This window comes from Alkaliphilus hydrothermalis, from assembly GCF_016908555.1.
Classification (GTDB): Bacteria; Bacillota; Clostridia; order Peptostreptococcales; family Natronincolaceae; genus Alkaliphilus; species Alkaliphilus hydrothermalis.
In genome coordinates this window covers 69,627-94,259 of the sequence record NZ_JAFBEE010000010.1, presented here as the reverse complement: position 1 = coordinate 94,259, position 24,633 = coordinate 69,627, and the positions used below count along the sequence as shown (strand labels likewise).

Sequence of the window (24,633 nt, the reverse complement as noted above, 5' to 3'; positions counted from 1 at the left end):
ACTATGAAAAAAACATTGATTACCTTATCATTAATTTTATTTTTATCAGCACCAGCTTTACTAGATGTCAATGCTTATAAATACGATCCAAACTTATTAAAGGCAGAGGACACAGTTATTATCTCTCCTTCCCTCAGGCACAATTAATACAAACACCACTATTCAGTATCAAGACATCCACTATTTAGCTAAAATTATTCACGCTGAAGCTAGGGGTGAAACCTTTGATGGAATGGTGGCGGTGGGGGCAGTAGTCTTAAACAGAGTAAGGGATTCACATTTCCCCGATACAATTGAGGGAGTAATTAATCAACCAAAACAGTTTTCATCAGTTGCCGATGGGCAATTTGATTTAGAGCCCGACTCCCTTTCTTACGATGCTGCCTACGAAGCTATTGAAGGAAATGATCCTACAAATGGATGTTTGTATTTCTATAATCCAAATATAGCTACTGTAGCCTGGAGCTTTCAAAGAGAAACGGAGATTGTTATTGGAAACCATCACTTTACAAAATAATATCAAACAAAAAAACAACAAGTCTTAATAGGTTAAGGCTTGTTGTTTTTTGTTTCTTTATGTTTCATCTGTTCCTTCTATAGGTTTTACAAATTCAATGGTTCTTTCCCTTTGTATAGCAGGTATAACAATGTTATCCTCAAATTGTATATTACTACGGATTCCATCACTGCTCATATATTCAAAGATTAATGTTCCATGCTCTACATATCGTTGAAAAGCTCTCGGGTCCCCAATGGCCTGAATTCGATAGGGTGGAGCAATAGGACTCCCATTTACATTGATGTGGCTCCCTGCTAGAGTGACCTCACTTCTACCCGTAATTCGATAATTGTTGATGGCTAAGATTTCGGCATTAAAAAATCTTAATTCATTAATCAGTATAAGGAGATACTTTTTATTCTCCACGGCATTGGCAATGTTTTCCCCCCCAAATCCCTCTAGGGTGATGGTAATTCCAGGCCCCTCTGCACCCCGGTGACCTGCCTTCAATTGGTAATAATTCACATCTTCCTTCAGATTTTTAAGAATTAAATTATCACCAGCAATCTCTTGTTCATAGGTCTCTATAGCGCTTCTTAGTTCTTTAATACGTTCTCTCATTTGTTTATTTGAATTTTTTAAGTCAGTAATTTCCTGAACCTCCATGTCTTTTTTGGGTGAAAAACTTAAATTGTCGTAATTCATCCTAACATCAGAATCAAGGTGTATACCAACAGCTATCCCAAAGATAAATAGTATAATTACTAATAATATTGTATTAGAATAAGCCCTTTTCAATTTTACCACCCTTTTGCATATCCGTTTATTTTAATTTTTTATATCATCCTATAATAAAAATCATACCTTCAAATCAAAGAATAGTCAATGAAATAATAAAGTCCAGCATAGGCAGATCAACTTAATTAGCTAAGTGCTGGACTTTTATTTAATATGGTAACTCAATTTGCAAAATCAGATTAAGACTTGCCTAGATTTGTTAAAGATTTTTCTGCTTCTTCCACCATTTTTTTAACCATATTTCCACCTACATAACCTGCATTAGTCTGATTTTCTAAGCCTAATTCCCTCGCTACTTCCTCTTTAAAGGATTGCAGCGCTTTCCTTGCTTCTGGGACTACAGGATTCTTTCTTCTTGTTGTCATCATCATCACCTCTAATATAGTATTAGAAAAAATGATAAATTTATTTACTCAATAATCCCACCTTATCTCTAACATCCTTCATTGTGTTTTCTGCAATCTCAGCAGCTCTTTCTGCCCCTCTTTTATAAATAGACTCAACAAAGTCCATATTGTTGGCATACTCATCGTAACGCTGTTTAAAGGGTCTTAAGGCTTCAATGACAACCTCTGCTAAATCTTTCTTGAAGGCACCGTAACCTTTCCCCTCGTATCTTGCTACAACTTCTTCTATTGAGATATTTGCTACCGCTGAATAAATGGTAATAAGATTCTTGATTCCCGGTTGGTCATCTGAATAAGCCACAACATTGACACTATCGGTAACAGATCTCTTAATTTTCTTTAAAATCACACCTTCAGAATCCATTAGGAAAATCGTTCCGTTGACATTTTCATCGGATTTAGACATCTTCTTATCTGGCTCCTGTAGGCTCATGATTCTAGCCCCTACCTTTGGTATATGATGTTCCGGTACTTTAAAGGTATCCCCATAAACCTGATTAAATCGTAGGGCGATATCTCTTGAAAGCTCCAGATGCTGCTTTTGATCCTCCCCTACCGGAACTACATCCGTTTGATACAGCAGAATATCCGCTGCCTGTAGCACAGGATAAGTGTATAATCCCGAGTTAATATTATCCTTATGCCGTTGGGATTTTTCTTTAAATTGGGTCATTCGATTAAGCTCCCCCATATAGGTGTAACAGTTTAGAATCCAAGATAACTCTGCATGCTGTGGTACATGGGATTGAAAGAAGATGATGTTTTTTTGTGGGTCTAATCCACTGGCCAAATATTGAATTAAAAAAGATGTACAGATTTTTCTAAACTCATCAGGATTCTGTCGAACAGTCAATGAATGGAGATCAACGATTGAATATAGACATTGATAATCCTTTTCTAGGGCCTTCCAATTTTGTATAGCTCCTATATAGTTACCAAGGGTTAAACTTCCTGTTGGTTGTGCTCCACTAAAAATCGTTTTCTGCTGTTCCATTTTCTTCACCTTCCTTTAATTTTTTAACTAATACAATTCTTCTTTTCCTCGCATACTCAATGATTGTCTAGAATGAGTAAAAAAAAATAAAAACCCCTCATCCCTATCAATATAGAGACGAAGAGTTATCTCCGCGGTACCACTCTAAGTTGTGCATTGCACCTCTTTGCAGTTGAATTTCATCAACCAATCCCATTAACGGAGGAATCACCGTCACAGCCTACTACTATTTCAGCTAGCACTCATAAGCCCATTCAAAATAGCCTTTGGGTCGATCTTCCACCATCATCGACTCGCTTATCCAAGTAACTATATCTACTTTCCTTAATCATCGCTTTGAATTACCTATTTAATTATATGAATTATAATTGATATCTTTATTTCTGTCAAGGAAATTATGACCCTATATTCGAAAAATTATGCAAAATCTCCTATGCCTATTCCTTACAAAAAAGCAATATTTTTTATTGATTAATAACTAAGGGATTATGGTAGTAATATAGAAGTATAGGAATTTTAATTACAAAATCCATTTTTATAAAGAACCCTACGCTTTCTTGTATAAAATGCTTCTGTATTAATAAAAATATGGTATAAAAAAAAGCTTACCTAAATTTGATTAACGTTAGGAAGTTCGGGTTTTATGCTAGATAATCATTAATATGATTCCTAAATTTACTGAATAGGGAGTGAATAAATTGAATAAAAGTATGTCCCTTTTAATCGGTGGTATACAGGGGGAAGGAGTTATCAGTACAGGTGTCAGTTTGATGAAGGCTCTTTCGTCACTAGGTTACTACGTTTATGAGAAACGAGATTTTTCTTCAAGAATTAAAGGTGGTAACAGTGCCATTACCATCCACGCAGGTATTGAAAAAAAGCTATGGGTAGAGGATCAAGTTAAAGTCATCATTGCTTTAGACGATGATACTGTTAAAAAATATTATCATCTATTGTCAAGTGATGGAATTATTTTCTATGACGCTGCCCTTACATTAGATTTCCAATTACCTGAAAAAATTAAGTTAATTCCCCTCCCCATTACCGAAATTGCAAAGGCTTCTGGAGCAACTTTAATGAAGAACACTTCTGCAATGGGCTTCATCAGTGCATTATTAGGTATTACTGCGGATAACGTTACCTCAGCAATTAAAAATAAATACAAGCACAAAGGTGAGGAAATCATAAACAAAAATATAACAGTATTGAAAAATGTATTTCAGTATGCTCAAGAAAACCTTAAAGAATATCAAACATTAAAATTAACCCCTGCCAATAAAATATCTCGCCCTTTAATGATGGGCAATGATGCCATTAGTCTAGGGGCATTGGCAGCAGGCTGTCGTTTTATCGCTTCATATCCCATTACACCTGCTTCAGAAGTAATGGAAAACCTAAGTAAACTTCTACCTAAACATGGAGGAGTAGCTTTACAAGTGGAGGATGAAATCGCTGCTGTCAATATGATTATCGGTGCCTCCTATGGGGGTACAAGAAGTATGACTGCCACTTCTGGCCCAGGCCTTTCTTTAATGATGGAGGGAATTGGCTTAGCCGGTATGACGGAGACACCCATCGTCATAGTAGATGCCCAAAGGTCAGGTCCAAGTACTGGACTCCCAACGAAGCACGAGCAAAGTGACTTAATAGGATTATACTTTGGTGGCCATGGAGAATACCCTAGTATTATCTTGACACCAACATCTGTAGAAGATTGCTTTTATGCCACCATGAGGGCCTTTAACTTAGCGGAGGAATATCAATGTCCTGTTTTCTTATTATCAGATTTATCCATGTCCCTTTCCCATCAAACAATTGATGAGTTGGAACCCCACAGGATTCAAATTAATCGTGGGAAGCTTTATCAACCCAATACAGGACAAGAGGAATACAAACGTTATCAATTAACAGAGGATGATATTTCTCCTAGGGCCTTACCTGGTACTGCTGGAGGTCTACATCATACTACTGGCCTAGAACACAATGAGTTGGGTTTTCCCAATGACCAACCAGGTAATCGTAGAAACATGATGGATAAAAGAATGAAGAAGACAGCTCCCCTACAGGAAAATGAAGAAATCATCATTCATAGTCATCAAAGGGATGTCCTGTTTCTATCCTTTGGCTCCACCTATGGGGTAATTAAAGGGGCTATGGAGATTGCTGAGGAGCCTTTGGACTATGGTTATATCCAGATGATTAAGCCTCTGCCTACCCAACAGTTGAAAAGAATCCTTGAAAAATATAAGCATGTTGTGATTGTGGAAAACAATTACTCACAGCAATTGGCTACAATCATTAAGAGTGAATTGGGCTATCACGAGAAAATCCATAGTCTAACAAAGTATGATGGTACTCCCTTCACCTTAAATGAGATTATTACAGAGATGGGAGGATGGATTTAATGACTAATATAAAGGATTATGACAACAATATTACACCGAACTGGTGCCCAGGCTGCGGACATTTTTCCATCCAAAGGGCATTGCAGGTGGTGGCTTCAAGACTAGAAATTCCAAATGAAAAGATGATGGTTGTTTCAGGAATTGGATGCTCAGGCCGTATTTCGGGCTATATGAATACCTACAGTTTTCATGGAATTCACGGTCGATCCCTCCCTATCGCTCAGGGGATAAAGGCCTCCAACAAGGATTTAACAGTTATTGCCGCCGGTGGAGACGGGGACGGATTTGCGATAGGACTTAGCCATACCCTTCATGCCATTCGTCGAAATATGAATGTCACCTATATTGTATTAAATAATCAAATATACGGTTTGACAAAGGGGCATACTTCTCCCTTGAGTGAAGTTGGATTCCAAACAAAGAGTACCCCTACAGGATCTTTAGAGAATCCTATTCGTCCGGGAATTGTTGCTTTATCAAATGGAATTACCTTCTTAGGCCAAGGCTTCTCGGCCTACCAAGAGCAGCTCATTGATACGATTGTTAAGGCTGTACAACATGATGGCTTCTCTTTGGTCAATGTCTTTAGTCCCTGCGTTACCTACAACAAAATTAATACCTACCAATGGTTCCGTGAGCATCTGGTAAAACTTGATGAGGATGAAGGCTACAACCCACAGGATTACCAAATGGCAATGAATAAGCTCATTGAGACAGATGGTCTGTGTACTGGAATAATCTATCAAAACGAAGGTACTCCATCCCTTTTAGAGCAGCTTCAGCCTAAGGATGCCAGTGCCTTATCAAAGATGGACTTACAACTATCAAAGGATCACTTCAACAGTATAATTAATCAATATCGATAGCATCTAGTTTTTCTTCTAAGATTTCAATGCGATTTTCCAACTCATTGATTTTAGTCAGTAGTACATCCAGCGAGTTTAGCTGATCGCTTTTAGTACCATATCGCTTTAAAAATAGAATCGTTAAAAGAATGGGGATGCCTATTATAGATATAACGATAATCAGATTGATAATTTGATAAAATATACCTCCCATAAGATCAGCTCCTTTTTAAATTTAACATTAATTTATTATAGCATTATGTTTGATTTAAAAATAGCATGAGGGATTATAAACCCCAAATAGCCCTATCTAGAGGGCTATTTTTTTATCTAGGATTTGATTGTTTTATTTGTTATAATCGAGGTATATATAATTTTGTAATAATAGGTAGAATTTTGGAGGGAGTGAATTTTATGAAGGGTACTATCGTGTCGACCTGGTTAAATAGTTTAAGAAGTCTCTTTGGGGATGAAATTGTTAGTCGGGCTGTTCAATCAATCCATTGGAATAAAGAACGTATGATTAGTCCACTGGAGGACATCCCAGATGATGAAATATTTGAAGTCTTCAATTTTATTGCAAAAGAAACAAAGCAATCGCCTAAGGATATCTGGCGAAAAGTTGGACAACAAAATATCAACAGCTTTCAAAAATGGTTTCCTTCCTACTTTGAAAGATACAGCCTAAAGGGCTTTTTGATGATGATGGATGATGTCCATACCCAACTTACTAAAATGATTAAAGGAGCTAACCCCCCTCGACTCTTGGCTAAGGAAGTTGGAGATAAGGAAATTGAAATTACATATATATCAAAACGGGGTCTGTTTGACTACTTTCTTGGACTACTGGAGGGAAGCTCGGCCTACTTTAATGAGAAACTAGATTTCAATGTATTGGAGTCAGGTAAAACAGAGGATAATAGACCATTTATGAAGGTTCACCTCCGTTTTGAAAAGTCACCCGACCGTATCATTAATGCCACCGCCAGTAAGTTTATGGGATTACGAATTTTCCGTAGCATCCCCATAAAGGTTAGTTTATTCCCTACTTTACTATTAGTACTACTCTTAGGGGTATTTAATCGGGATGCTGGTTGGACCATCAATGGCTTACTTTCTATAGCCACCTTTGCCAGTGTTGCTTTAGGTGCTCATATTGTAACTAAGCCCCTTAAACATATTGAAGAAGATCTGATTCAACTAAAGGAACTGGATTTTGCCAGCAAGTCAATCCTCCGTTCCAATGACACTACTGAAGAGATTATCAACCATTTAAATGCTGCTAAAGTGGCTGTTAAAAAGGACTTCTTGTTCCTAAAGGGCGGTACAGATGATATGGACAACTACCTACGGGAATTTTCTCTAATCACAGAAAATATGAGGGAATTATCCGACTCAATTTCTACTGTAGTCCATGAGGTCGCCATGAGTGCCACTAGTCAAGCAATGGAGACTGAAAACGCCGTAGGGATACTGGATCAATATATTACTACCCTCAACCAAATTGTACAAGAGGAAACAGAGGGTAAAGATCGTCTCGAAATGTCAGTTGAACAATTAAAAGGGTCATATCAGTCAATTCAATCAGTTAATCATATGATTAATTCCGTTAAAGAGAACTTTGATAGTGTTAATCAACAGGGTAAGGATTTGTCTCAGCAAGCTTCAAAAATCATGGAAATCAGTTCTACTGTAGAGCAGATTGCAGACCAAACAAACCTTTTAGCCCTAAATGCCGCTATTGAAGCCGCAAGGGCTGGTGAAGCAGGCCGTGGCTTTACTGTTGTAGCAGAGGAAATCAGAAAGTTGGCAGAAAGCTCCAAAGTCTCTGTTCAACATATTAATGATAATCTCCTATACTTCATTGAGCAGATTAACAAATTCGTCCATGAAATTTCTGAACAGCATCATCAATTGGAGAATAGTAATGCAACCCTCCATAAAGTAACTGAAGATAGTGAGGCCTCTACGGCTGAGATCATTGATGTATCCAACGTGATTGTACGATTAATCGGTCAATTATCCTATGAAACAGAGCGTCTAACGGGGGTAGTAGAAAATGTCCATTCCTTGGCAGCTATTGCACAGGAAAACTCTGCTTCTTCTGAAGAAATGAGTGCTTCTGTTACTCAATACTCTGAACAAGTAAAGGATTTAACGGATCATATTACTCAATTTGAAGCATTGATTTCAAACTTTAAGACTGAGTTGAAGAAATATAAGATATAGTGAAAAAAGCCAACCGATCATTGCTAAAATGGTCGGTTGTTTTAAAAAGAATCAGATTAATACCTGATTCTTTTTTTATGTTTTTCTCTTATTTTGCCTATACTAACGTAGGGGTGATTTCCTTTGAGAAGATTATTAATTTTGTTGTTATTATCTATCGTACTTATGTCCACTAGCATTTCATGTAGCCAACGACAGGCTCCGAAATCAGCCATAAAAAATTCCTCCATTTTTAATGAAGCAGAGGTGAAGGCTGTCCTTATTAGTAAAAACAATACAAAGGTCTATTCTGGGGCCAGCCATTACTTACCTATCATTGCAATCCTTAATAAGGGGGATATTGTCAAAGTAATGGGTAGTTATGAGGATTGGTATGGTGTCATTCTAAAGAATAATCAAATAGGCTGTATCCTCAAAGAGATGGCAGTTCCTTATGTAGAGGGTAAAGACCTCAAGGAAAACCTTGTAATTGAAGATGATCTCCTCCCTGAAGAAAAGCAGCTACTGGATCTGGTGAACCAAGAGCGGAAAAAGGCAGATCTAAATCCTTTAGTTGTAGACTTGAGTCTCACCAAACTAGCTCGTTTGAAGTCTCAAGATTTAATTACAAATGAGTATTTCAACCACTACTCCCCTACCTATGGTAGCCCTTTTGAGATGATGAAAAAATTTAATATCTCCTATGTCTTTGCAGGAGAAAATCTAGCTGGGAATAAAACCGTAAAGGGAGCCCATTTTTCCCTAATGGAATCCACCACCCATAGGCAGAACATTCTTCACCCTAGCTTTACCCATGTTGGTATTGGCATGAAGGAGGGTGGGGAGTATGGCAGGATTTTTACGCAGTTGTTTTTGGGAAGATAAAAAGGTTTATGATAAATAGAAAATAATAATGTAACCAAAAAGAGATGTCATTGACATCTCTTTCTATTACTATATTATAGATTGTTAGATTTTTTGATCTATCCTAATAGGCTTTCAATCTTTTCCTTATCAAAGCCTACAACCGTTTCTTCACCAATTTTTACAACTGGAACCGCCATGATTCCCATTTTCATTAACTCTTTTCTAGCAGCTACATCATCTTGAACATTTTTCTCTGAAAAATCAACACCCTTTTCTGAAAGAAACTCTTTCACTGTGTGGCAGTGGGGTCATGTATTGCTTGTGTAAACGATTACTTCCTTATTCATATAAAATTCCTCCTCATATTTGAATGTTTTGATATACTAACACTTTAATAGTGTATGTAATACAAACAATAATCTTACTTGATATATTTTATCATATTTTTCTTTTAAAAGAAAATATATCAAACAAAGACTGTTTATTAACGATCTAATAGCCTTTTCAAAAGCAGATAGATTTAAGAAAAAAATAAAAACATTACTCACTTTCTTCTATGATTGCCTCCACCACTGCTTCTAAGTCCACCTTTCTTTCCCTTCTCCGATTTGGTAGGTCCAGCTCGTTGATATCAGCCCGTGAATCAATATCCCCTATCTTAACAGTAAAACAACCAGCTGCTTTCCCTGCTGTAATGTCTGTATCTCGATCCCCCACCATCCAGCTATTGATTAAATCAATATTATGTTTTTCCGCCAACTCTAAAATCATTCCTGGAGCAGGTTTTCTACATTCACTGGGCTTTTTAAAGTCTGGGCAGTAAATAATCTCTTTAAATTTACAATACCCCTCCAGCAACGCTTCTAAACGGTCATGAATTTTTTTCAGCATTTCATGGGAAAGATGCCCCAGCTCGATGCCCCCTTGATTGGTGACAACAAACAGTTCAAATCCAGCCTCTTTTGCCATTTTTAGTGCCTCTGGTACACCATCATAGAGTATCAGCTCCTCTGGCTTGTTGACATGACGATTGATATTATCATTCAACACCCCATCCCTATCAAAAAAAATTGCCTTTTTCATATCCTATATCATCCTCTTTCTTTAATTTAACAGGTTACACGATCAGAAAAATACTGCCGAAGTCCTTTTCTTATCTCCCGTCTTGAATATAAAGGGTCACCGTATTCCTTCATATTATTATATTGAATCAATTCAATAATGGCATCCATATTGAACTTATTAATTTCACCGACATTATTAAAGAAGTTCCGTTCCTTCTCCAACACCTCCAGATGCTTTATAATATCCTTTTCCATTTCCATATTGCACTCCTCCTTTATTAATCTATTTTGGTTAGTTCCTTAGAAATATATACCTATTTCCAAGGTTTCCTTTTAGCTCTTTTGTAATTTATATCCCATTTTCAAAAACTAAAATTTAATTTTACTTATATATCCGCAATATCAACGAGTGTTTTTATGTTGAGCCTTTTAAGAAGAAAATTAAGCAATTAGGCTTAAATCAGTTAAGATATGCATTTTAAAAGGGATACCCTTATGGGCAGCCCTCTTGATTTTAATGACTTAAAATGATTTAAAGTAAACTATTTATTTCATAAATTTAATGATGCTCTTGATAACCTTCTCAGCTTCCTCTGGAGAAACCTGTTCCTTAAATAAACAGGATTTGGCATGATCTTCTACAATAATCATACCCACCTTCTCAATGGAGGATTTAATAGCTGCAATCTGAACTAATATATCATCACATTGCTTATTTTCTTCCACCATTTTTTCTATTCCTTGTATATGACCTTTTATTGTCCTTAGTCGATTGATGATATCTTTTCTTACGTCCTGCTCTGCCATGTAACTCACTTCCTTTTTAAATTCTCTTTGTTATTATTTTCCCATAAAATTTAAGAGATAACAAATCTCTTGCAGAAATAAAACAGAAATTAAGAGGTAAAAATCAGCACTCTATTCCTAATCTTTCTTGGTTATATTTTGATTAGAATCTGCTTTTTGGGTTTTTTTAGCTTTTTGACCCTTATCAATCAAACCAGTAGCATACCCCATTGGACAAACAGTACACCAGCTTCTTGGTTTAAAAACGACACCCATAAAGATTCCTACAACTGTAGACATTGCCATCATTCTAAAAATAGCATAAGCGGTTTTAGTAAAATCTCCTCCAGCCATCACCAATGAAATTGTAAACATTCCCACCATCCAGACCAACAATGCAACCTTGACAAACTTATTATTAATAAACTTAGGTAGATTGTTATTTAGACTTATCTTCTGCAGAAATTTGCCCAGCATGGATCCCCTTGGACAATATTTTGCACAATGGACCTTTCCTCCGCCCCTTAAGGCAAGAATTACTGGAACCCCCATACAAATCAAACCTAGTATTCCAAAACGTATATCAACAATTGCTAATGAGAAAAATAAGATCATAAATATCCAAGACCATGACATAATTGATTGTTGTTTTTTCATAATATCATTCCCTTCTATATTTTACCCCTCTCCCTATGGGGGGTGTTGTTAATAATATAGTATTCTATGTAAGAGAAAATGTCAAGTATATATTGATGCAAACTCAAAATAAGGCGACGATCCTCTAGCTCTCCCTTTTGATATACTACGTCCCCAATTAACCACTTTTATCAATATCATCAACCCTAAAGATAAAATCAAATCCTGAGGGGTAAAGAGACACAGAATAGCAAAAAATCTAAGAAAAAAACCCTGTCATACGATAAACATGGATATAGTACAACAGGGGTATTCAAGGCAATACTTACTTCTTTTTATATATTTTTTACATTCAATACCCTCATGGCATTGAATACTGCAATTAAGGCTACTCCAACATCAGCAAATACTGCTTCCCACATGGTGGCTAATCCTCCGGCACCTAGGAGCAACACAATTCCCTTCACTCCAAAGGCAAACAGAATATTTTGCCATACAATACGCTTTGTTCTCTTGGCTATTTTGATGGCACTTACTAATTTATAGGGTTCATCCGTCATTAATACAACATCAGCGGCTTCGATGGCGGCATCGGAACCTAATCCCCCCATAGCAACACCGATATCGGCTCTAGCCAACACTGGGGCATCGTTGATACCATCTCCTACGAAAATCATTTTTCCTTTTGGAGACTTTTGTTTATCTAATTCTTCTAATTTCTCAACCTTTTGGTCTGGTAAAAGCTCTGCATATACTTCGTCTAATCCCAGTTGATTACCTACCTTCATTCCCACCTGCTTGTGATCCCCCGTCAACATAACAGTTTTCTTGATGCCAATGGCCTTTAATCCCTTTATGGCCCTCTCCGAATCTTCTTTTATTTCATCAGAGATAATAATTCCCCCTATGAACTTTCTGTCAACTGCAAGGTATACAACCGTTCCAGTGGCTTCCACTGACTGATACTTAATTTTTTCCTTCTCCATTAATCTTATATTACCAGCCAGTATTTCCTTGCCCATTACTTTTACTTTAATTCCATGACCTGATATTTCATCGTAGCTTTCAATCTCTTCTTGATTGATTGTCTTCCCATATGCCTTTAGTATAGATGTGGCAATAGGATGGTTTGAATAGCTTTCCGCATAGGCAGCATACTCCAACAATTGTTCTCTTGAAACATTACTATCGCTCGTGATGATTTCTGTCACCTTGAATATTCCCTTTGTTAATGTTCCCGTTTTATCAAACACTACCATTTCAACGTTTTGAAGGGCTTCTAGATAATTGCCACCCTTTACTAGAATACCATGCTTTGATGCACCACCAATACCTCCGAAGAATCCTAAAGGAATGGATACGACTAACGCACAAGGGCAGGAGACTACTAGGAACACCAATGCCCTATATATCCACTGAGGAAAGGTAGCCCCTTCTATTACCAATGGTGGGATAACTGCTAGGGCAAAGGCAGCAACTACGACAAAAGGTGTATAATATCGGGCGAACTTTGTAATAAAGTTCTCCGTCGGTGCTTTTTTACTGCTGGCGTTTTCAACTAATTCAAGTATTTTCGAGACAGTTGATTCACTAAAGGCTTTACTTACTTTGATGGTTAATAATCCATTTTTATTGATAAATCCTCCTAATACACTACTATCTACTTCAACTTCCCTAGGTACAGATTCACCCGTTAAGGCTGATGTGTCCAACATAGATGTTCCTTCAACTACCACCCCATCTAGTGGAACCTTTTCTCCAGGCTTAACAATGATATAGTCACCAACAGCCACTTCTTCTGGAGAAACCCGCTTAAAATCATTTCCTACCTTCAGATTTGCATAGTCTGGGCGAATATCCATGAGTTCTGCAATGGATTTTCTAGAACGATTGACAGCCAACCCTTGGAAAAATTCTCCGATTTGATAGAAAAGCATTACGGCTACCCCTTCAGCAAACTCCCCTATGGTAAAGGCCCCTATGGTTGCTATTCCCATTAAAAAGTTCTCGTCAAAAACTTGACCCCTCAATATATTTCGACCTGCCCTTAGTAGTACTTCTCCACCTACTAATAAATAACTGCTAAAATAGAGGGCAAATTCCATTGTATTTGACAGTTTCAATATAATAGCTGCAAAGAAAAGCACTGCACCTATACCTATTCTAATCATTTCAGTCCTACTGTTTTCCCCATGGTGATGGTCATGATGGTGTCCGTGATGATGGTCATGATTATGGTGATGAACATGATGTCGCCCTTCATCAGATGATTGCTTGGTGCTTTTACCCTTCTCCTTTACAACCACATGGGGTTCAAATCGATTGATGACCTCCCTTACACTTTTAACGATTTCATCAATATCACTATCTTCCACCATTTCAACCGTAAGGGTTTTCATCATAAAATTCAAATTAACATCCGTTACGCCTTCTATTTTTTTGCTTTCTACTTCTATCCTAGAAGTACAGCCGGCTCAGTCTAGCCCCTCCAGCATTAATTCTTTTTTTATAGCTGCCTCCATCATTTTGCTACCTCCTCCAAATAAAAAAATAATTTTTTATAATTTAGGAAATTGCATCACTTGCATTTCCTTATTTGTGGTTAATATGGTCAAAACCTTGATTGAATATATTTTTAATGTGATCATCATCTAAGGAGTAGTACACCACTTTACCTTCCTTTCGATACTTCACTAATCTTGCTTGCTTCAGCACCCTTAATTGATGGGAGATCGCCGATTGATTCATACCAAGAAGTGCTGCAATATCACATACACACATTTCCGATTGAAATAGTGCATATATGATTTTAATTCTAGTGGTATCACCAAACACCTTAAATAAATCTGCCAAATCATATAGCATTTCTTCCTCTGGCATAGATTCTTTAACTTTATTAACAACATCATCATGGATGATATTACAATTGCAAGTATCTGTTAGATTTTTCTCTTTCTCCATTCATTACCACCCTCTCTAGTATTATATATGAATAACTGTTCATATGTTCATGTATTATTATATTGCAATCAGCAAAATTTATCAACCATTTTTTTCATATAAATAACTTTTACCATTATTCAAATAGAAGGATTATAGGAATAAAAAAAACCCACAGTACTATCGGCTTTTCACCGAGTACTATAGGGTTCAATAGATATGATTTTAAAGTTGTTATGTTGTTGTATTCAGTAGGTTGTTTGGGTTATGGGCCCTCTATTGTATCCAACCCTTTAGTTTTTCTATATCTCTAACAATAATTTTTTTTCCACTAATATCAATTGATCCTTCCTTCTTAAACTGACTTAAAGCTCTACTGACGGTTTCTCTAGCAGTACCAATCATGTTGGCAAGTTCCTGCCTTGATAGACTGAGTTTTACTTCGATTACACCGTCAATCTCCCTCCCATGCTCCTTTGCCAGCTTTAAAATCATTTGTGCCGTCCTCATATAGGTATCTCCAAGGGCTAATTCCTTGACCTTCTGTTGAGCGCTAAATAGCTTTTTACTGAATATCTTAATCATTCTGAGGGCAATTTCTGAGTTATTACTCACTAAATCTTCTAAATCTTTATTTCTAATCATCCCTACCTCAGCATCCTCCAATATCTCAGCGGAAGCAGGGTAATTCATGTCATTAAAAAGTGTTACCTCCGCAAAGACGTCTCCTTCACCTAAAACAGTAAAAATTAATTCCCTACCATCTGGCGTGGTTTTGAAAATCTTGACTTTTCCTGATTTAATAAAATAAAAAGCCTCGCCTTGGTCCCCCTCCATAAAAATGATGGTTCCCTTTCTCATTTTTCTATTGATGGTAATTCCTCTAATTGCCTCTAGGTTTTTATCCTCTAGACTAGCAAAGACTGGTATCTTTCTTAAAACATCCCCACTTTTGATACTCATTTTATGTCCCTCTTTCCTTTTTACTATTTATTCTACTTTCTTATTTTCTAGCCACTATAATATTTGCGTAGGCTTCTTCATTATAGCAATCTTCCTTAAAACTACCATATTGCTCTTCTATCTTAAAACCTGCCTTTTTTAACATTTGCTGTAGTTCTTCACTTTTAAGAGGGTATAAAGATACCGAATTTTGAAATTTCATTTGTTGCTCTTGAAAAATCAATTCCGTATTGAAATAAACCAGATGTTCTACGGGATTATAATCATATTTTCTTACCAAACTAACCCCTACATCCTCATTATCAATAGTGGGTAAATGATCCACATTATACTTTAGAATACGGTCATAATTAACAATCTGGAGTACCAATATTCCCTCTTCCTCCAATAGACTATAAATATCCTGAAGGACTTGTTGAATTTCGTCTATGCTAGTAAGGTGTACTAAAGAATTTCCAATACAAAAAATCGTCTGAAATCCTCCCTCTTGAAAGTATTCCTTTAGTAATTTCATATCCCCCGTTGCTGCCTTAATAGTTACCCCCTTCGCCTCTGCCTTTTGCCTTAGGGCTCTAATCATCCCCTCATCTAAGTCCACTGCAGAAACATCTAAACCCTGCTCTGCCAAAGGGATAGAATAATTACCCGTACCACAGGCAATATCTAACACTTTACTTCCTAAAGCTCTTTTAGAAATAAATTGTAGTTGGGGTTTACCAGTGGGAAATATGTAATCATAGTATTTATTAAACTCTTCATAAAAAGCCACAATATCAAACTCCCTTCCTAAACATATTATAAAGTAAATTGGCGTAATATAAAAGATGATGCTCCTCATTAGGTTGTATACCCATTTATTATAATAAAAACAAGAAAATATATTCCAGTATTTTTTATCTAATTTGCTTTCTGCATGTTTAATTTGTAATTACTTTCAGTTGACATTTTTTCTTTACAGGAGGATAATAGTAACGTAAATAGATTTATGCTTATCTACTTATCATTAACATAATTATTAAGGAGGATTTATAAATGTATCACTATATGGAAGAAGCTATACCAATGATTGTTCATTTACTGGAGGCTATGGGAGTCTTTGTCATTTTGGTCGCATCCTTTAAGGCCTTTTTTCAATATGCGAAAAGGGGGTTCAACTTTACGGAGGACACGATTAAAATTGAGTTGGCTAAAGCACTGGCCTTGGCATTGGAATTCAAACTGGCTGGTGAGATTTTAAGAACCGTGACAGTCCGTACCATCAATGAGTTGATTATCCTAGCCTCAATTGTCGGAGTAAGAATTTTACTAACCTATGTAATCCACTGGGAAATTAAATCTGATACAGCCCACTGCAATGAGTTTTTTGAATTAAAGAAAAAACAATGTCTTATTGATGAAATGGATACAGAATCTAGAGAAAAAGCATCTGCTAAATAATATTCAAATATTGATTCGCTAAACCTCATTTTACTAAAAAGAGCCGCCTAGGTTCTTTTTTATTTGCATAAACTCACTATTATTACTAATTTTTATTGCAATTTATATTAGTATTGATTTTTTTAATTTCATCTTTCTATCTAACTATATTAAAATGGTTTTGTGATATACATCACCTGTATCTGTGATATAAGTTATGGGGAAGTATTTATCTTTAATATATACTTTACATATAGTAATTCCTTACAAACTTATTCATTAGATATAAAAATTAAATCACTAGGAGGTTTTAAAATGAAAATTACTAAAGATACTTTAATCAGCGAAATCTTAAAGGTAAAGGCTGATGCAGCTCCAATCCTAATGTCCTTTGGAATGGGATGCCTTGGATGCCCATCTTCTCAGATGGAAACATTAGAACAAGCGGCAATGGTTCACGGAATTGATGTTGAATCAATTTTAGCAAAACTAAACGCTTAGTCTATCTTCAAATCCTCAAAAGACAAAATATACTTAAACTTAAACACCTAAAAAGCAAGGAGCTGACAACTGATCTCCTTGCTTTTTCCATTCATTTCTTTATGCTAGTTTTTCTTGATCAGTCTTTATATCATTACTCCATTTACCACATTTATCTCCCCAACGGGCAGTCAATTGGTTATCCTTTAGGATTTCTATTACCTCGCAGGCATTTGAGCAATCTTCACATTCAAAGCCCTTTACTTGATAGCCTGATTGAACAATGTCAAAACCTTTAAAGGCTGTCACCCTATGTTTTATAGCATGTTCTTGGGCTAATAGACAACATCCTATTGCCCCCATTACATCATGATGGGGTGGCACTAATACTTCACAACCTAGGGCTTCCTCGAAGGATCTCTTGATCCCTACATTGGCAGCAACTCCCCCCTGAAAAACAAAAGGCCCTACCAGTTCTTTTCCTTTCCCTAAGTTGTTCAGGAAATTCCTCACTAGGGCATCACATAACCCCTTGATGATATCCTCTTGATTATGTCCCAACTGTTGCTTATGAATCATATCGGATTCAGCAAATACTGCACATCTACCAGCTATTCTAACAGGGTTTTGAGAATTTAAGGCTTTATCACCAAATTCTTGAATCGGTATATCCAAACGGGATGCTTGTCGATCTAGGAAGGAGCCCGTCCCTGCTGCACATACTGTATTCATGGCAAAATCACTGATGATTCCATTTTTCAAGAGAATGATTTTGGAATCCTGTCCACCAATCTCAAAAATGGTACGTACCCCATCGACAAAATTTAATGCTGCGATTCCATGGGCTGTGATTTCATTTTTGATAACATCTGCCCCCACCATCATGGCAGCCAAGTGTCTTCCACTTCCGGTAGTTCCTACTCCTTTTACCTTGATGTCTTCTTTTATTTGGGTCTGAATCTCCTTTAGACCCCTCTTTACTGCATCAATAGGTCTTCCTTGGGTCTTTGTATAGACCTTCCCTAAAATTTGTTTATTTTCATCCATCAGTACGACATTTGTACTGACAGAACCAACATCAATACCCAGATAACAGCTTTTCATTTTGCTTCATCTCCCTTCTTCTTCTTAATAGATCTACAAAGGCCTCCAGTCGCGTTGTATAGCCAGCATCCCCTGTCAATTCATCTACGATAAAACATAAATATGGAATATCAAAATCCTTTTCAATCGTTGGTAAAATACTTTGGGCCACTATTTCTGGCATACAGGTAAAGGGATAAATTTGGATGATGCCATCATAGCCTTCTTTAGCGTATTTTACAGAGTATCCAATGGTTTCTCTAGCATGTCCACCAATCATGGTCTTCATATAGGGCTTTGCTTCCTTCACAATCTCTTTTTCCATACTGAGTCCTAGGGGATGAAGGTATAAATGCTCCGTCAACCAACGGCTTACCTTTAGGGATTTATCCAGTTGTACCCCCATTTCCCCAAGCTTTCTTTCTACGTTGAGATTTACAAAGGGTTCGATAATGGTATAGATCTCACCTACGATACCAACCTTGATGACCTCTTTCGTAGGGTCCTCCTCTATATTCAAGAGACTTTGTCTTGTCTCCGCAATCAGCTCTGATACGGCTTGAAAACCCTTAACACCTCGTACCTCCTTGTGGAATTTGTCTAGGTAGAAATCCACCTCACCAATCTTTCTTTGTCTAGGTCGCTTATAATAGGCTATCTCATCTAACGCATCTACTTGATACAGTATTCTTGTTCCCTTTGCCAAGGCGCTGATAATTTTTATTGGATTCTTTGTATTGGCTAATTTGCAAACCCTACTAAAGAATTTTTTATAATCCCCTTGGGGTGGGTCTAGCAAAATAAAATCCAAATCATGACCCAGTTCCTGCAAAATTTCTTTTTGCAAAATAGAGTAGTAACCAAATCGACAAGGTCCACAGCTACCAGAGATGAGAATCGTATCTGCCCCCTGTCGTATACTCTCTATGTAGTTTCCTATGTTAATCTTTAGAGGGAGACAAATGGATTCCGGTGAATATTTCGTACCGATTTCCAAGGTATCCTTACTACATTCTGGTGGCAGTACGGTATCAACATCTAATTCATCCAACAATACCTTTGTGGCTATAAACTGATTACCCATGTGCGGGAAGGTTACCTTCATCTCTATTCCTCCAATCTATCATATCTATAAATGCTTCAAGTCTGGTATTTACCCCTGCCTCGCCCGTATGCTCGTCAACAGTGATTAGCAGAAAAGGGATATCCCCTTCTTTTCTTGTCCAACGTTCGAAAAGATCCTCCACTACCGAGTCGATTCCACAACCAAATGCAGATACATAAATTGCACCATCTATTTCCTTGTTTTCCTTTAGGTATAGGGCAGTTCCCAATACTTTTCTACCATAGCTCCAAAACATCTTTTTCTCCAATGTTGAAGCCTTTTCATTAATTACCTTTAGATTGATCATTTCTGGAATGAGGATTTCCACCCCATAGTCCTGGAGTTTTTTTATAATATTCATAGAGCCTGTACTGTCATACAAATGATAGGTATGACCCAATAAAGCTATTTTTTTGTTGGGTTTTACCTTAGGCTTCAATTGCTTTCCCTCAGGCGTTATAAATCCATCAATAGGTAGCATCCCTTGGCTTATTTTATCTTTATAATCTTGATAGGCTAAAAGAGCCTGTTGATATGCCCTATAGATTTTGAATGGATTTTTAGTGACGTAGCTCCCAAACTCATAGACTGTTTTCCAAATGTGTTTTCTAGAACGATTGAAATTTATTTCTGTATCTATTAAAGGGGGTAAATTGGCAACGGAATGTCGTACCATTTCTGGTAATCCGCAGAATTTAGGACAAATGTATTCTTTTTCATATACACTCATCATCTTTGGTACAAAAATATAATCTACCCGATCCTTTAAATCAATCACATGACCATTGAAAATTTTAACTGGTAGACAGGCTTCGTCTACTGTATTCTTAACCCCTTGATCCAACAGATTTTTGTTGGTGGGGTTTGAAAGAACTACCTCTGCCCCCAATTCTTCATAAAAGGTTTTCCATAGAGGGAAATAATCGTAGAACCACAGCCCTCTAGGTATGCCTATTTTTACTGTCATCAAAATTCCTCCCTTCAACATCTAAACAGTATGGTCGATTTTATGTAAAAATATACCTATTTTCAAGCTAAAGGAATAATAATTTTCCCTAACATTCCCTTGACTTTATTAAGTAACCCTTTTTTCATTTCATCCTCATAGGTAACCTGCTGACTTTCCCTTTCATAGAGTTGAAACTCTTCAAGTAATTTCCCAGCCATACCCTTATCATAAATCACTGCATTTACCTCGTAATCTAGGAAAAGACTTCTGGTATTGAAGTTTGCTGTGCCTACTGAAACAATTCGATCATCCACCAGAAATACTTTAGCGTGTAGAAATCCTCTGTCATATTGATAGATCTTTACTTTGGATTTTAATAGTTTTTCAAAATAGGATTCATTTGCCCACCCCACTATAAAAAGGTCGGGTTTTTTGGGAATAATTAACCTGACATCCACGCCCTTTAGTGCCGCCACCTGTAGGGCCTTTAGCATACTATCATTCAATACCAGATAGGGGGTACCTATATAAACCCGATCTTCTGCCGATGTAATCATCGCAAAATAAAATTGACTGATTTCACTCCAATAGGTGTCAAATCCACTGGTAACCATCTGGGCTGGCATGTAGTTGGTAATTCCATGATTACTAGGAAAGTATTCTTCCTCCAGTATCTTTTCATCAGTGACATAATACCAATCCCCAAGAAATACCATCTGCATAGAATGAACCACATCACCCTCCAACTGAACTTGGAGATCCTTCCAATAACCTATGTTTTCATCCCTACCTAGATACTCATCTCCAATGTTAAATCCTCCTACAAAGCCCACCTTCCCATCAACCACTACGATTTTCCGATGATTTCGATGGTTGAGCTTCCCCTTCAACAGAGAATCAATATAACCGTCATATGCCCTCACATCAACCCCTTCTTTTTTTAATTCTCCTACATAGTTCTTCTTCAGTTTTCTGCTTCCCAAACCATCATAAATAACCCTAACTGAGACTCCTTCTTGAGCTTTTTTTATCAATATATCTTTAAATTTATTGCCAATACTATCATCCCTCATAATGAAAAACTCTACGTGAATATGATGTTGGGCTTTATCCATTGCTTCAATCATGGCATCTATTGTTTCTCCACCACCATTTAAGTACTCCCCTTGGTTATGGTAAGTGACAGGAATACCTGTATTTGCCTCAATCAGGCTGATAATACCCTCCTCCTGTTTACTAAAGCTTCCTCTAGTTACATCCTCATTCTTTAGTAACTGCTCAATTTCATTCATGTAGCTACTTCGTTTGCTGATATAACCATTCAACAACCTTGTATTTCTCCATATTTGATAAAAGGTATATAGACTGAGAATAAACACTACTGCCATCAACAATGTAGCGATTTTTATTAATAAAGTCCATTTTACAAAACGGATTACCAATAGCAGTACCCCAAATACAAGGGTAACGACCATGACATAGGGATATACGCCAATCAACATTCCGTGGGAGATGATAACGAATAGGTTAAATGTAATAATCAAGAATAATAATAACCAAAACAATACCGTAAAAAATGTAACCACCTATACCCCTCCCATTCCAAATTTTCCTCTTATCATCATTGCCCTATTTGTTTGATTGTATGCATGATTATGGGCATGAAAAAAGCACCTAACATTTCTGTGGGTGCTTTTATGTTGACTAATAGAATTCCATTATGATGCCATTTACTGAATCGTTACTACCACTTGCCAATCAGATCTGTTTCACTTACCTCTCCTCTTCCCCCTCACCTTATTCTTTCCCTGCTCCTTTGCCTCATAGAGTCTTTGATCAGCAATATAAATTAACATATCACTATCCTTAGTCTCATCTTTTTTAAGATTGGAGATGCCTATAGAAATTGTTACCTGTACCCCCTCCGTCTTTAAGGTGGCAATGGAGTCCCGTATTCTCTCGGCTATGATGATGGCTTCCCCTTCGTCTATATCCACTAGAATAATGATGATTTCTTCCCCACCGTAACGGGCTACTATATCATCTTTTCTGACATTTGATTTAATCCTATGTGCCACCTGTTTTAGGATTTTGTCCCCCATCTGATGACCATAGGAATCATTTACTTTTTTAAAGTTGTCTAAGTCCACCATCAACACTGAAAAGTCTCGGTTACCTTCCTTTGACTCCTGATATATTTTTCGATACATTTGGTCAAAGGCACAACGGTTATATAGACCCGTCAATCCATCCAGTTGGCTTTTTTCCATTAGCTCAATCATGTTTTTCTCTGCCAATATCTTATTATGAAGTTCTAACGCTTCTTCCATTATTATCTCAACTAATTCAATACAAATCCCATCTATCTCCTCTATGTCAAATAACTCACTTGTATTGTCTGCTTCATATCCGATTATAAGTGTAAAATTTCCTTTGATTTTTTCAACGAAGTAAGGAGAAGATTTTAGCATTCTCCTCAACTCAGCTTCTTCTATTTCTTTATCGAGATCCCTTAATAATGATTTAAACTTTCCCTTTTCCCCATTAATATAAATCACAAACTCATCAAGGCTTCTTATTTTATTAATCAAACGAAAAAGGGGTTTGAGTTTCCCCTGCAACAGATTTAGCACCTTACTTCCTTGATCATTCAAGCCCATAGCCTCACCCCTTTAATTGATTAACTTGCTTAATCAATCCAATTTTGAATATGTGTAACTTATATAATAAATATGCTTGGACCCATTTTTTAATGCCACCCTTCAATCCATCTTGTTATTTTTAGTTCATTTGTCCTATCATTTTTTTCTTATTAAAAAATCTTAATTTTAAATCGTGTATACCATTTAAGGAACTTCTCCATAATAAATAAGTAGTATTAAGGAGAACTTAAATTAACTAGACTTTTTTACATAAGGGGTTGTCATATGTTAGGGATTCCAAAGGTTCAATTTGATAAAGTAATCTGGTACTTCTTATTTTCCATATGGCTTGTCCATGTGGCGGCATATGTGGTTGTACCGATTTACCCAATACTATTAAAAAATGAAAAGGGTATGGGGTCTGCAGAAATTGGTGTGATCATTGGGGCTCTCGCCTTCTTTATGCAGTTGGGGAGCTTAATAGCAGGGATGATTTCCGATAGAATTGGAAACAAGTATAGCATTCTAATCAGTAATTTTTTGCAATCAATAGGATTATTGGGATTAGGTTTTTCCAATTCCTTTATTTTTTTAGCAGTCTTCTCTGCACTAAATGGTATGGGGACAGGGATTTATATCCCCTCCACTAAGGCAGCTATTTCCCATATTGCCTCTGAGGATAAACTAACCACTGCCTTTTCCCTTAGGAATATGGCTTCCCATATGGGAATCAGTATTGCTGGGCTAATTATTCTTGGATCATCATCTAATATGAACTTTATCTATGGTGGGATTCTTTATGGGCTATTATTTTTCTTTGCTTTATTCTTCCTCCCCAATGATTGTGGAGAACATGATTGCCCAGCCATCAAACTCAGTAGCTATGTAGAAATCCTTAAAAATAGACATTTCATGCTGTTTATTTTAATCTCTACTTTAATTTGGTCCCTTCATACCCAGTTGGCATTTGTTCTTCCATTAAGGGGGGATGCTATTTTAAATCATTCAGGCTTATTAGGAGTTATCTGGTCTGCCACCAGTGTCATGGTTATATTGTCCCAATCAACTATTTCAAGATCCTTTTTAGAGAAATCACCCCAGATTAAATCCATATTTATAGGAATTTTATTGCTGGGTACTGGTGTGGTTTTGATTGGTTTTGCAAGCTCCTTTCCATTTTTAGTGTTATGCTCTATGGTCTTCATTACGGGTGAAATGTTTACAATGCCTACTTTAGACAGCGTGACGGGAGTTTTTGCTGACCCTAAATACATCGGTGCCTATTTTGCCCTGGCTAACTTTGCTACAGGCATCGGAAGTGCTTTAGGAACCTTTGTCAGTGGCCGCATTATTGAGACATATTCCATTACTGATTCCCCCATACCTTGGATGATCTATGGAGGCTACACCATTGCTTTGGCCCTTCTCTTTAGGCTTCTAATCAAAAAAGATACTATTCAAAAGGCAAATCATCATAATAAATAAAAAAACCTCCAAAGCAGATTTGCAATTAAATTAATTACAGTGTCTACTTTAGAGGGATCAT

27 protein-coding genes and 1 other annotated feature are annotated in these 24,633 nt (G+C 36.8%); of the genes, 9 read left to right on the top strand and 18 right to left on the bottom strand.

Annotated features, from left to right (window positions below; all coding sequences use genetic code 11):
- Nucleotides 1-3: 3 nt before the first annotated feature.
- A complete protein-coding gene (locus JOC73_RS08835; RefSeq protein WP_204402201.1) occupies nt 4-147 on the top strand; it encodes a hypothetical protein in 144 nt (47 codons plus the stop codon).
- The gene (locus tag JOC73_RS08830; RefSeq protein ID WP_330613149.1) at nt 143-517 is read left to right on the top strand and encodes a cell wall hydrolase; all 375 of its coding nucleotides are present in this window, start codon (nt 143-145) and stop codon (nt 515-517) included. The genes JOC73_RS08835 and JOC73_RS08830 overlap by 5 nt, the downstream gene beginning before the upstream one ends.
- A 57-nt stretch (nt 518-574) precedes the next feature.
- On the opposite strand, the gene JOC73_RS08825 is transcribed toward JOC73_RS08830, so the two are convergent.
- The 3 genes from JOC73_RS08825 to trpS form a co-directional block, all read right to left on the bottom strand.
- Nucleotides 575-1,204: a DUF881 domain-containing protein gene (locus JOC73_RS08825; protein ID WP_204402199.1), complete on the bottom strand. Its 630-nt coding sequence runs from the start codon at nt 1,202-1,204 to the stop codon at nt 575-577.
- Between the two features lie 272 nt (nt 1,205-1,476).
- Nucleotides 1,477-1,662 carry an alpha/beta-type small acid-soluble spore protein gene (locus tag JOC73_RS08820; protein WP_204402198.1) on the bottom strand — a complete coding sequence of 62 codons (186 nt, stop codon included), beginning with the start codon at nt 1,660-1,662 and terminating at the stop codon, nt 1,477-1,479.
- A gap of 40 nt (nt 1,663-1,702) precedes the next feature.
- Nucleotides 1,703-2,698, bottom strand: coding sequence for a tryptophan--tRNA ligase (trpS, locus tag JOC73_RS08815; RefSeq protein WP_204402195.1), 996 nt, complete (start codon nt 2,696-2,698; stop codon nt 1,703-1,705).
- 110 nt (nt 2,699-2,808) lie between these two features.
- Nucleotides 2,809-3,039, bottom strand: a binding site (T-box leader).
- A gap of 357 nt (nt 3,040-3,396) precedes the next feature.
- Here trpS and JOC73_RS08810 point away from each other — a divergent pair.
- Both JOC73_RS08810 and JOC73_RS08805 read left to right on the top strand, forming a co-directional pair.
- Nucleotides 3,397-5,103 (top strand): 2-oxoacid:acceptor oxidoreductase subunit alpha, encoded by a 1,707-nt coding sequence (locus tag JOC73_RS08810; protein ID WP_204402192.1) that lies wholly within the window; start codon nt 3,397-3,399, stop codon nt 5,101-5,103.
- On the top strand, nt 5,103-5,969 hold the full coding sequence (locus tag JOC73_RS08805; RefSeq protein WP_204402189.1) for a 2-oxoacid:ferredoxin oxidoreductase subunit beta: 867 nt from the start codon (nt 5,103-5,105) through the stop codon (nt 5,967-5,969). Before JOC73_RS08810 ends, JOC73_RS08805 begins: the two co-directional genes overlap by 1 nt.
- Here JOC73_RS08805 and JOC73_RS08800 read toward each other — a convergent pair.
- Nucleotides 5,953-6,162 carry a hypothetical protein gene (locus JOC73_RS08800; protein ID WP_204402186.1) on the bottom strand — a complete coding sequence of 70 codons (210 nt, stop codon included), beginning with the start codon at nt 6,160-6,162 and terminating at the stop codon, nt 5,953-5,955. The two genes, JOC73_RS08805 and JOC73_RS08800, sit on opposite strands and share 17 nt — an antisense overlap.
- 200 nt (nt 6,163-6,362) lie before the next feature.
- On the opposite strand from JOC73_RS08800, the gene JOC73_RS08795 reads away from it, so the two are divergent.
- Both JOC73_RS08795 and JOC73_RS15130 read left to right on the top strand, forming a co-directional pair.
- Nucleotides 6,363-8,177: a heme NO-binding domain-containing protein gene (locus JOC73_RS08795; protein ID WP_204402184.1), complete on the top strand. Its 1,815-nt coding sequence runs from the start codon at nt 6,363-6,365 to the stop codon at nt 8,175-8,177.
- A gap of 123 nt (nt 8,178-8,300) precedes the next feature.
- Nucleotides 8,301-9,041, top strand: a complete 741-nt coding sequence (locus tag JOC73_RS15130; RefSeq protein ID WP_243427909.1) for a CAP domain-containing protein — start codon at nt 8,301-8,303, stop codon at nt 9,039-9,041.
- A gap of 98 nt (nt 9,042-9,139) precedes the next feature.
- Here JOC73_RS15130 and JOC73_RS08785 read toward each other — a convergent pair whose 3' ends face one another.
- The 9 genes from JOC73_RS08785 to JOC73_RS08745 all read right to left on the bottom strand — a co-directional run bounded on the left by JOC73_RS08785 (nt 9,140) and on the right by JOC73_RS08745 (nt 16,181).
- A complete protein-coding gene (locus JOC73_RS08785; protein WP_204402181.1) occupies nt 9,140-9,370 on the bottom strand; it encodes a glutaredoxin family protein in 231 nt (76 codons plus the stop codon).
- Nucleotides 9,371-9,563: 193 nt separating this feature from the next.
- Nucleotides 9,564-10,106 carry a D-glycero-alpha-D-manno-heptose-1,7-bisphosphate 7-phosphatase gene (locus JOC73_RS08780; RefSeq protein ID WP_204402179.1) on the bottom strand — a complete coding sequence of 181 codons (543 nt, stop codon included), beginning with the start codon at nt 10,104-10,106 and terminating at the stop codon, nt 9,564-9,566.
- A gap of 26 nt (nt 10,107-10,132) precedes the next feature.
- Complete coding sequence (locus tag JOC73_RS08775; RefSeq protein ID WP_204402177.1) at nt 10,133-10,348, bottom strand: hypothetical protein; 216 nt, start codon at nt 10,346-10,348, stop codon at nt 10,133-10,135.
- 285 nt (nt 10,349-10,633) lie between these two features.
- Complete coding sequence (locus JOC73_RS08770; RefSeq protein WP_204402174.1) at nt 10,634-10,894, bottom strand: metal-sensitive transcriptional regulator; 261 nt, start codon at nt 10,892-10,894, stop codon at nt 10,634-10,636.
- Between the two features lie 117 nt (nt 10,895-11,011).
- Nucleotides 11,012-11,530 (bottom strand): 4Fe-4S binding protein, encoded by a 519-nt coding sequence (locus tag JOC73_RS08765; RefSeq protein ID WP_204402172.1) that lies wholly within the window; start codon nt 11,528-11,530, stop codon nt 11,012-11,014.
- A gap of 314 nt (nt 11,531-11,844) precedes the next feature.
- On the bottom strand, nt 11,845-13,911 hold the full coding sequence (locus JOC73_RS08760; RefSeq protein WP_330613145.1) for a heavy metal translocating P-type ATPase: 2,067 nt from the start codon (nt 13,909-13,911) through the stop codon (nt 11,845-11,847).
- Between the two features lie 190 nt (nt 13,912-14,101).
- The gene (locus tag JOC73_RS08755) at nt 14,102-14,470 is read right to left on the bottom strand and encodes an ArsR/SmtB family transcription factor (protein ID WP_204402170.1); all 369 of its coding nucleotides are present in this window, start codon (nt 14,468-14,470) and stop codon (nt 14,102-14,104) included.
- 255 nt (nt 14,471-14,725) lie between these two features.
- Nucleotides 14,726-15,412 (bottom strand): Crp/Fnr family transcriptional regulator, encoded by a 687-nt coding sequence (locus JOC73_RS08750; protein ID WP_204402168.1) that lies wholly within the window; start codon nt 15,410-15,412, stop codon nt 14,726-14,728.
- A 40-nt stretch (nt 15,413-15,452) separates the two neighbouring features.
- Nucleotides 15,453-16,181 carry a class I SAM-dependent methyltransferase gene (locus JOC73_RS08745; RefSeq protein WP_204402166.1) on the bottom strand — a complete coding sequence of 243 codons (729 nt, stop codon included), beginning with the start codon at nt 16,179-16,181 and terminating at the stop codon, nt 15,453-15,455.
- Nucleotides 16,182-16,444: 263 nt separating this feature from the next.
- Between JOC73_RS08745 and JOC73_RS08740 the strand changes: the two genes are divergently transcribed.
- Both JOC73_RS08740 and JOC73_RS08735 read left to right on the top strand, forming a co-directional pair.
- Nucleotides 16,445-16,849, top strand: a complete 405-nt coding sequence (locus JOC73_RS08740; protein ID WP_204402164.1) for a DUF1622 domain-containing protein — start codon at nt 16,445-16,447, stop codon at nt 16,847-16,849.
- Nucleotides 16,850-17,143: 294 nt separating this feature from the next.
- Complete coding sequence (locus JOC73_RS08735; protein ID WP_204402162.1) at nt 17,144-17,329, top strand: DUF1858 domain-containing protein; 186 nt, start codon at nt 17,144-17,146, stop codon at nt 17,327-17,329.
- A 99-nt stretch (nt 17,330-17,428) separates the two neighbouring features.
- On the opposite strand, the gene JOC73_RS08730 is transcribed toward JOC73_RS08735, so the two are convergent.
- From JOC73_RS08730 to JOC73_RS08710, 5 genes are all read right to left on the bottom strand, one after another.
- On the bottom strand, nt 17,429-18,412 hold the full coding sequence (locus JOC73_RS08730) for an acyl-CoA dehydratase activase (RefSeq protein ID WP_204402160.1): 984 nt from the start codon (nt 18,410-18,412) through the stop codon (nt 17,429-17,431).
- The gene (locus JOC73_RS08725) at nt 18,387-19,496 is read right to left on the bottom strand and encodes a CoA protein activase (RefSeq protein ID WP_204402158.1); all 1,110 of its coding nucleotides are present in this window, start codon (nt 19,494-19,496) and stop codon (nt 18,387-18,389) included. The genes JOC73_RS08730 and JOC73_RS08725 overlap by 26 nt, the downstream gene beginning before the upstream one ends.
- On the bottom strand, nt 19,468-20,463 hold the full coding sequence (locus JOC73_RS08720) for an acyl-CoA dehydratase activase-related protein (RefSeq protein WP_204402156.1): 996 nt from the start codon (nt 20,461-20,463) through the stop codon (nt 19,468-19,470). Before JOC73_RS08720 ends, JOC73_RS08725 begins: the two co-directional genes overlap by 29 nt.
- A gap of 62 nt (nt 20,464-20,525) precedes the next feature.
- Entirely contained in the window at nt 20,526-22,031 is a 1,506-nt protein-coding gene (gene cls / locus JOC73_RS08715) for a cardiolipin synthase (RefSeq protein ID WP_204402154.1), read from the bottom strand.
- A gap of 183 nt (nt 22,032-22,214) precedes the next feature.
- Nucleotides 22,215-23,105 carry a GGDEF domain-containing protein gene (locus JOC73_RS08710; protein WP_204402152.1) on the bottom strand — a complete coding sequence of 297 codons (891 nt, stop codon included), beginning with the start codon at nt 23,103-23,105 and terminating at the stop codon, nt 22,215-22,217.
- Nucleotides 23,106-23,372: 267 nt separating this feature from the next.
- Here JOC73_RS08710 and JOC73_RS08705 point away from each other — a divergent pair, with 267 nt between their 5' ends.
- Entirely contained in the window at nt 23,373-24,572 is a 1,200-nt protein-coding gene (locus JOC73_RS08705) for an MFS transporter (protein ID WP_204402150.1), read from the top strand.
- Nucleotides 24,573-24,633: the final 61 nt, after the last annotated feature.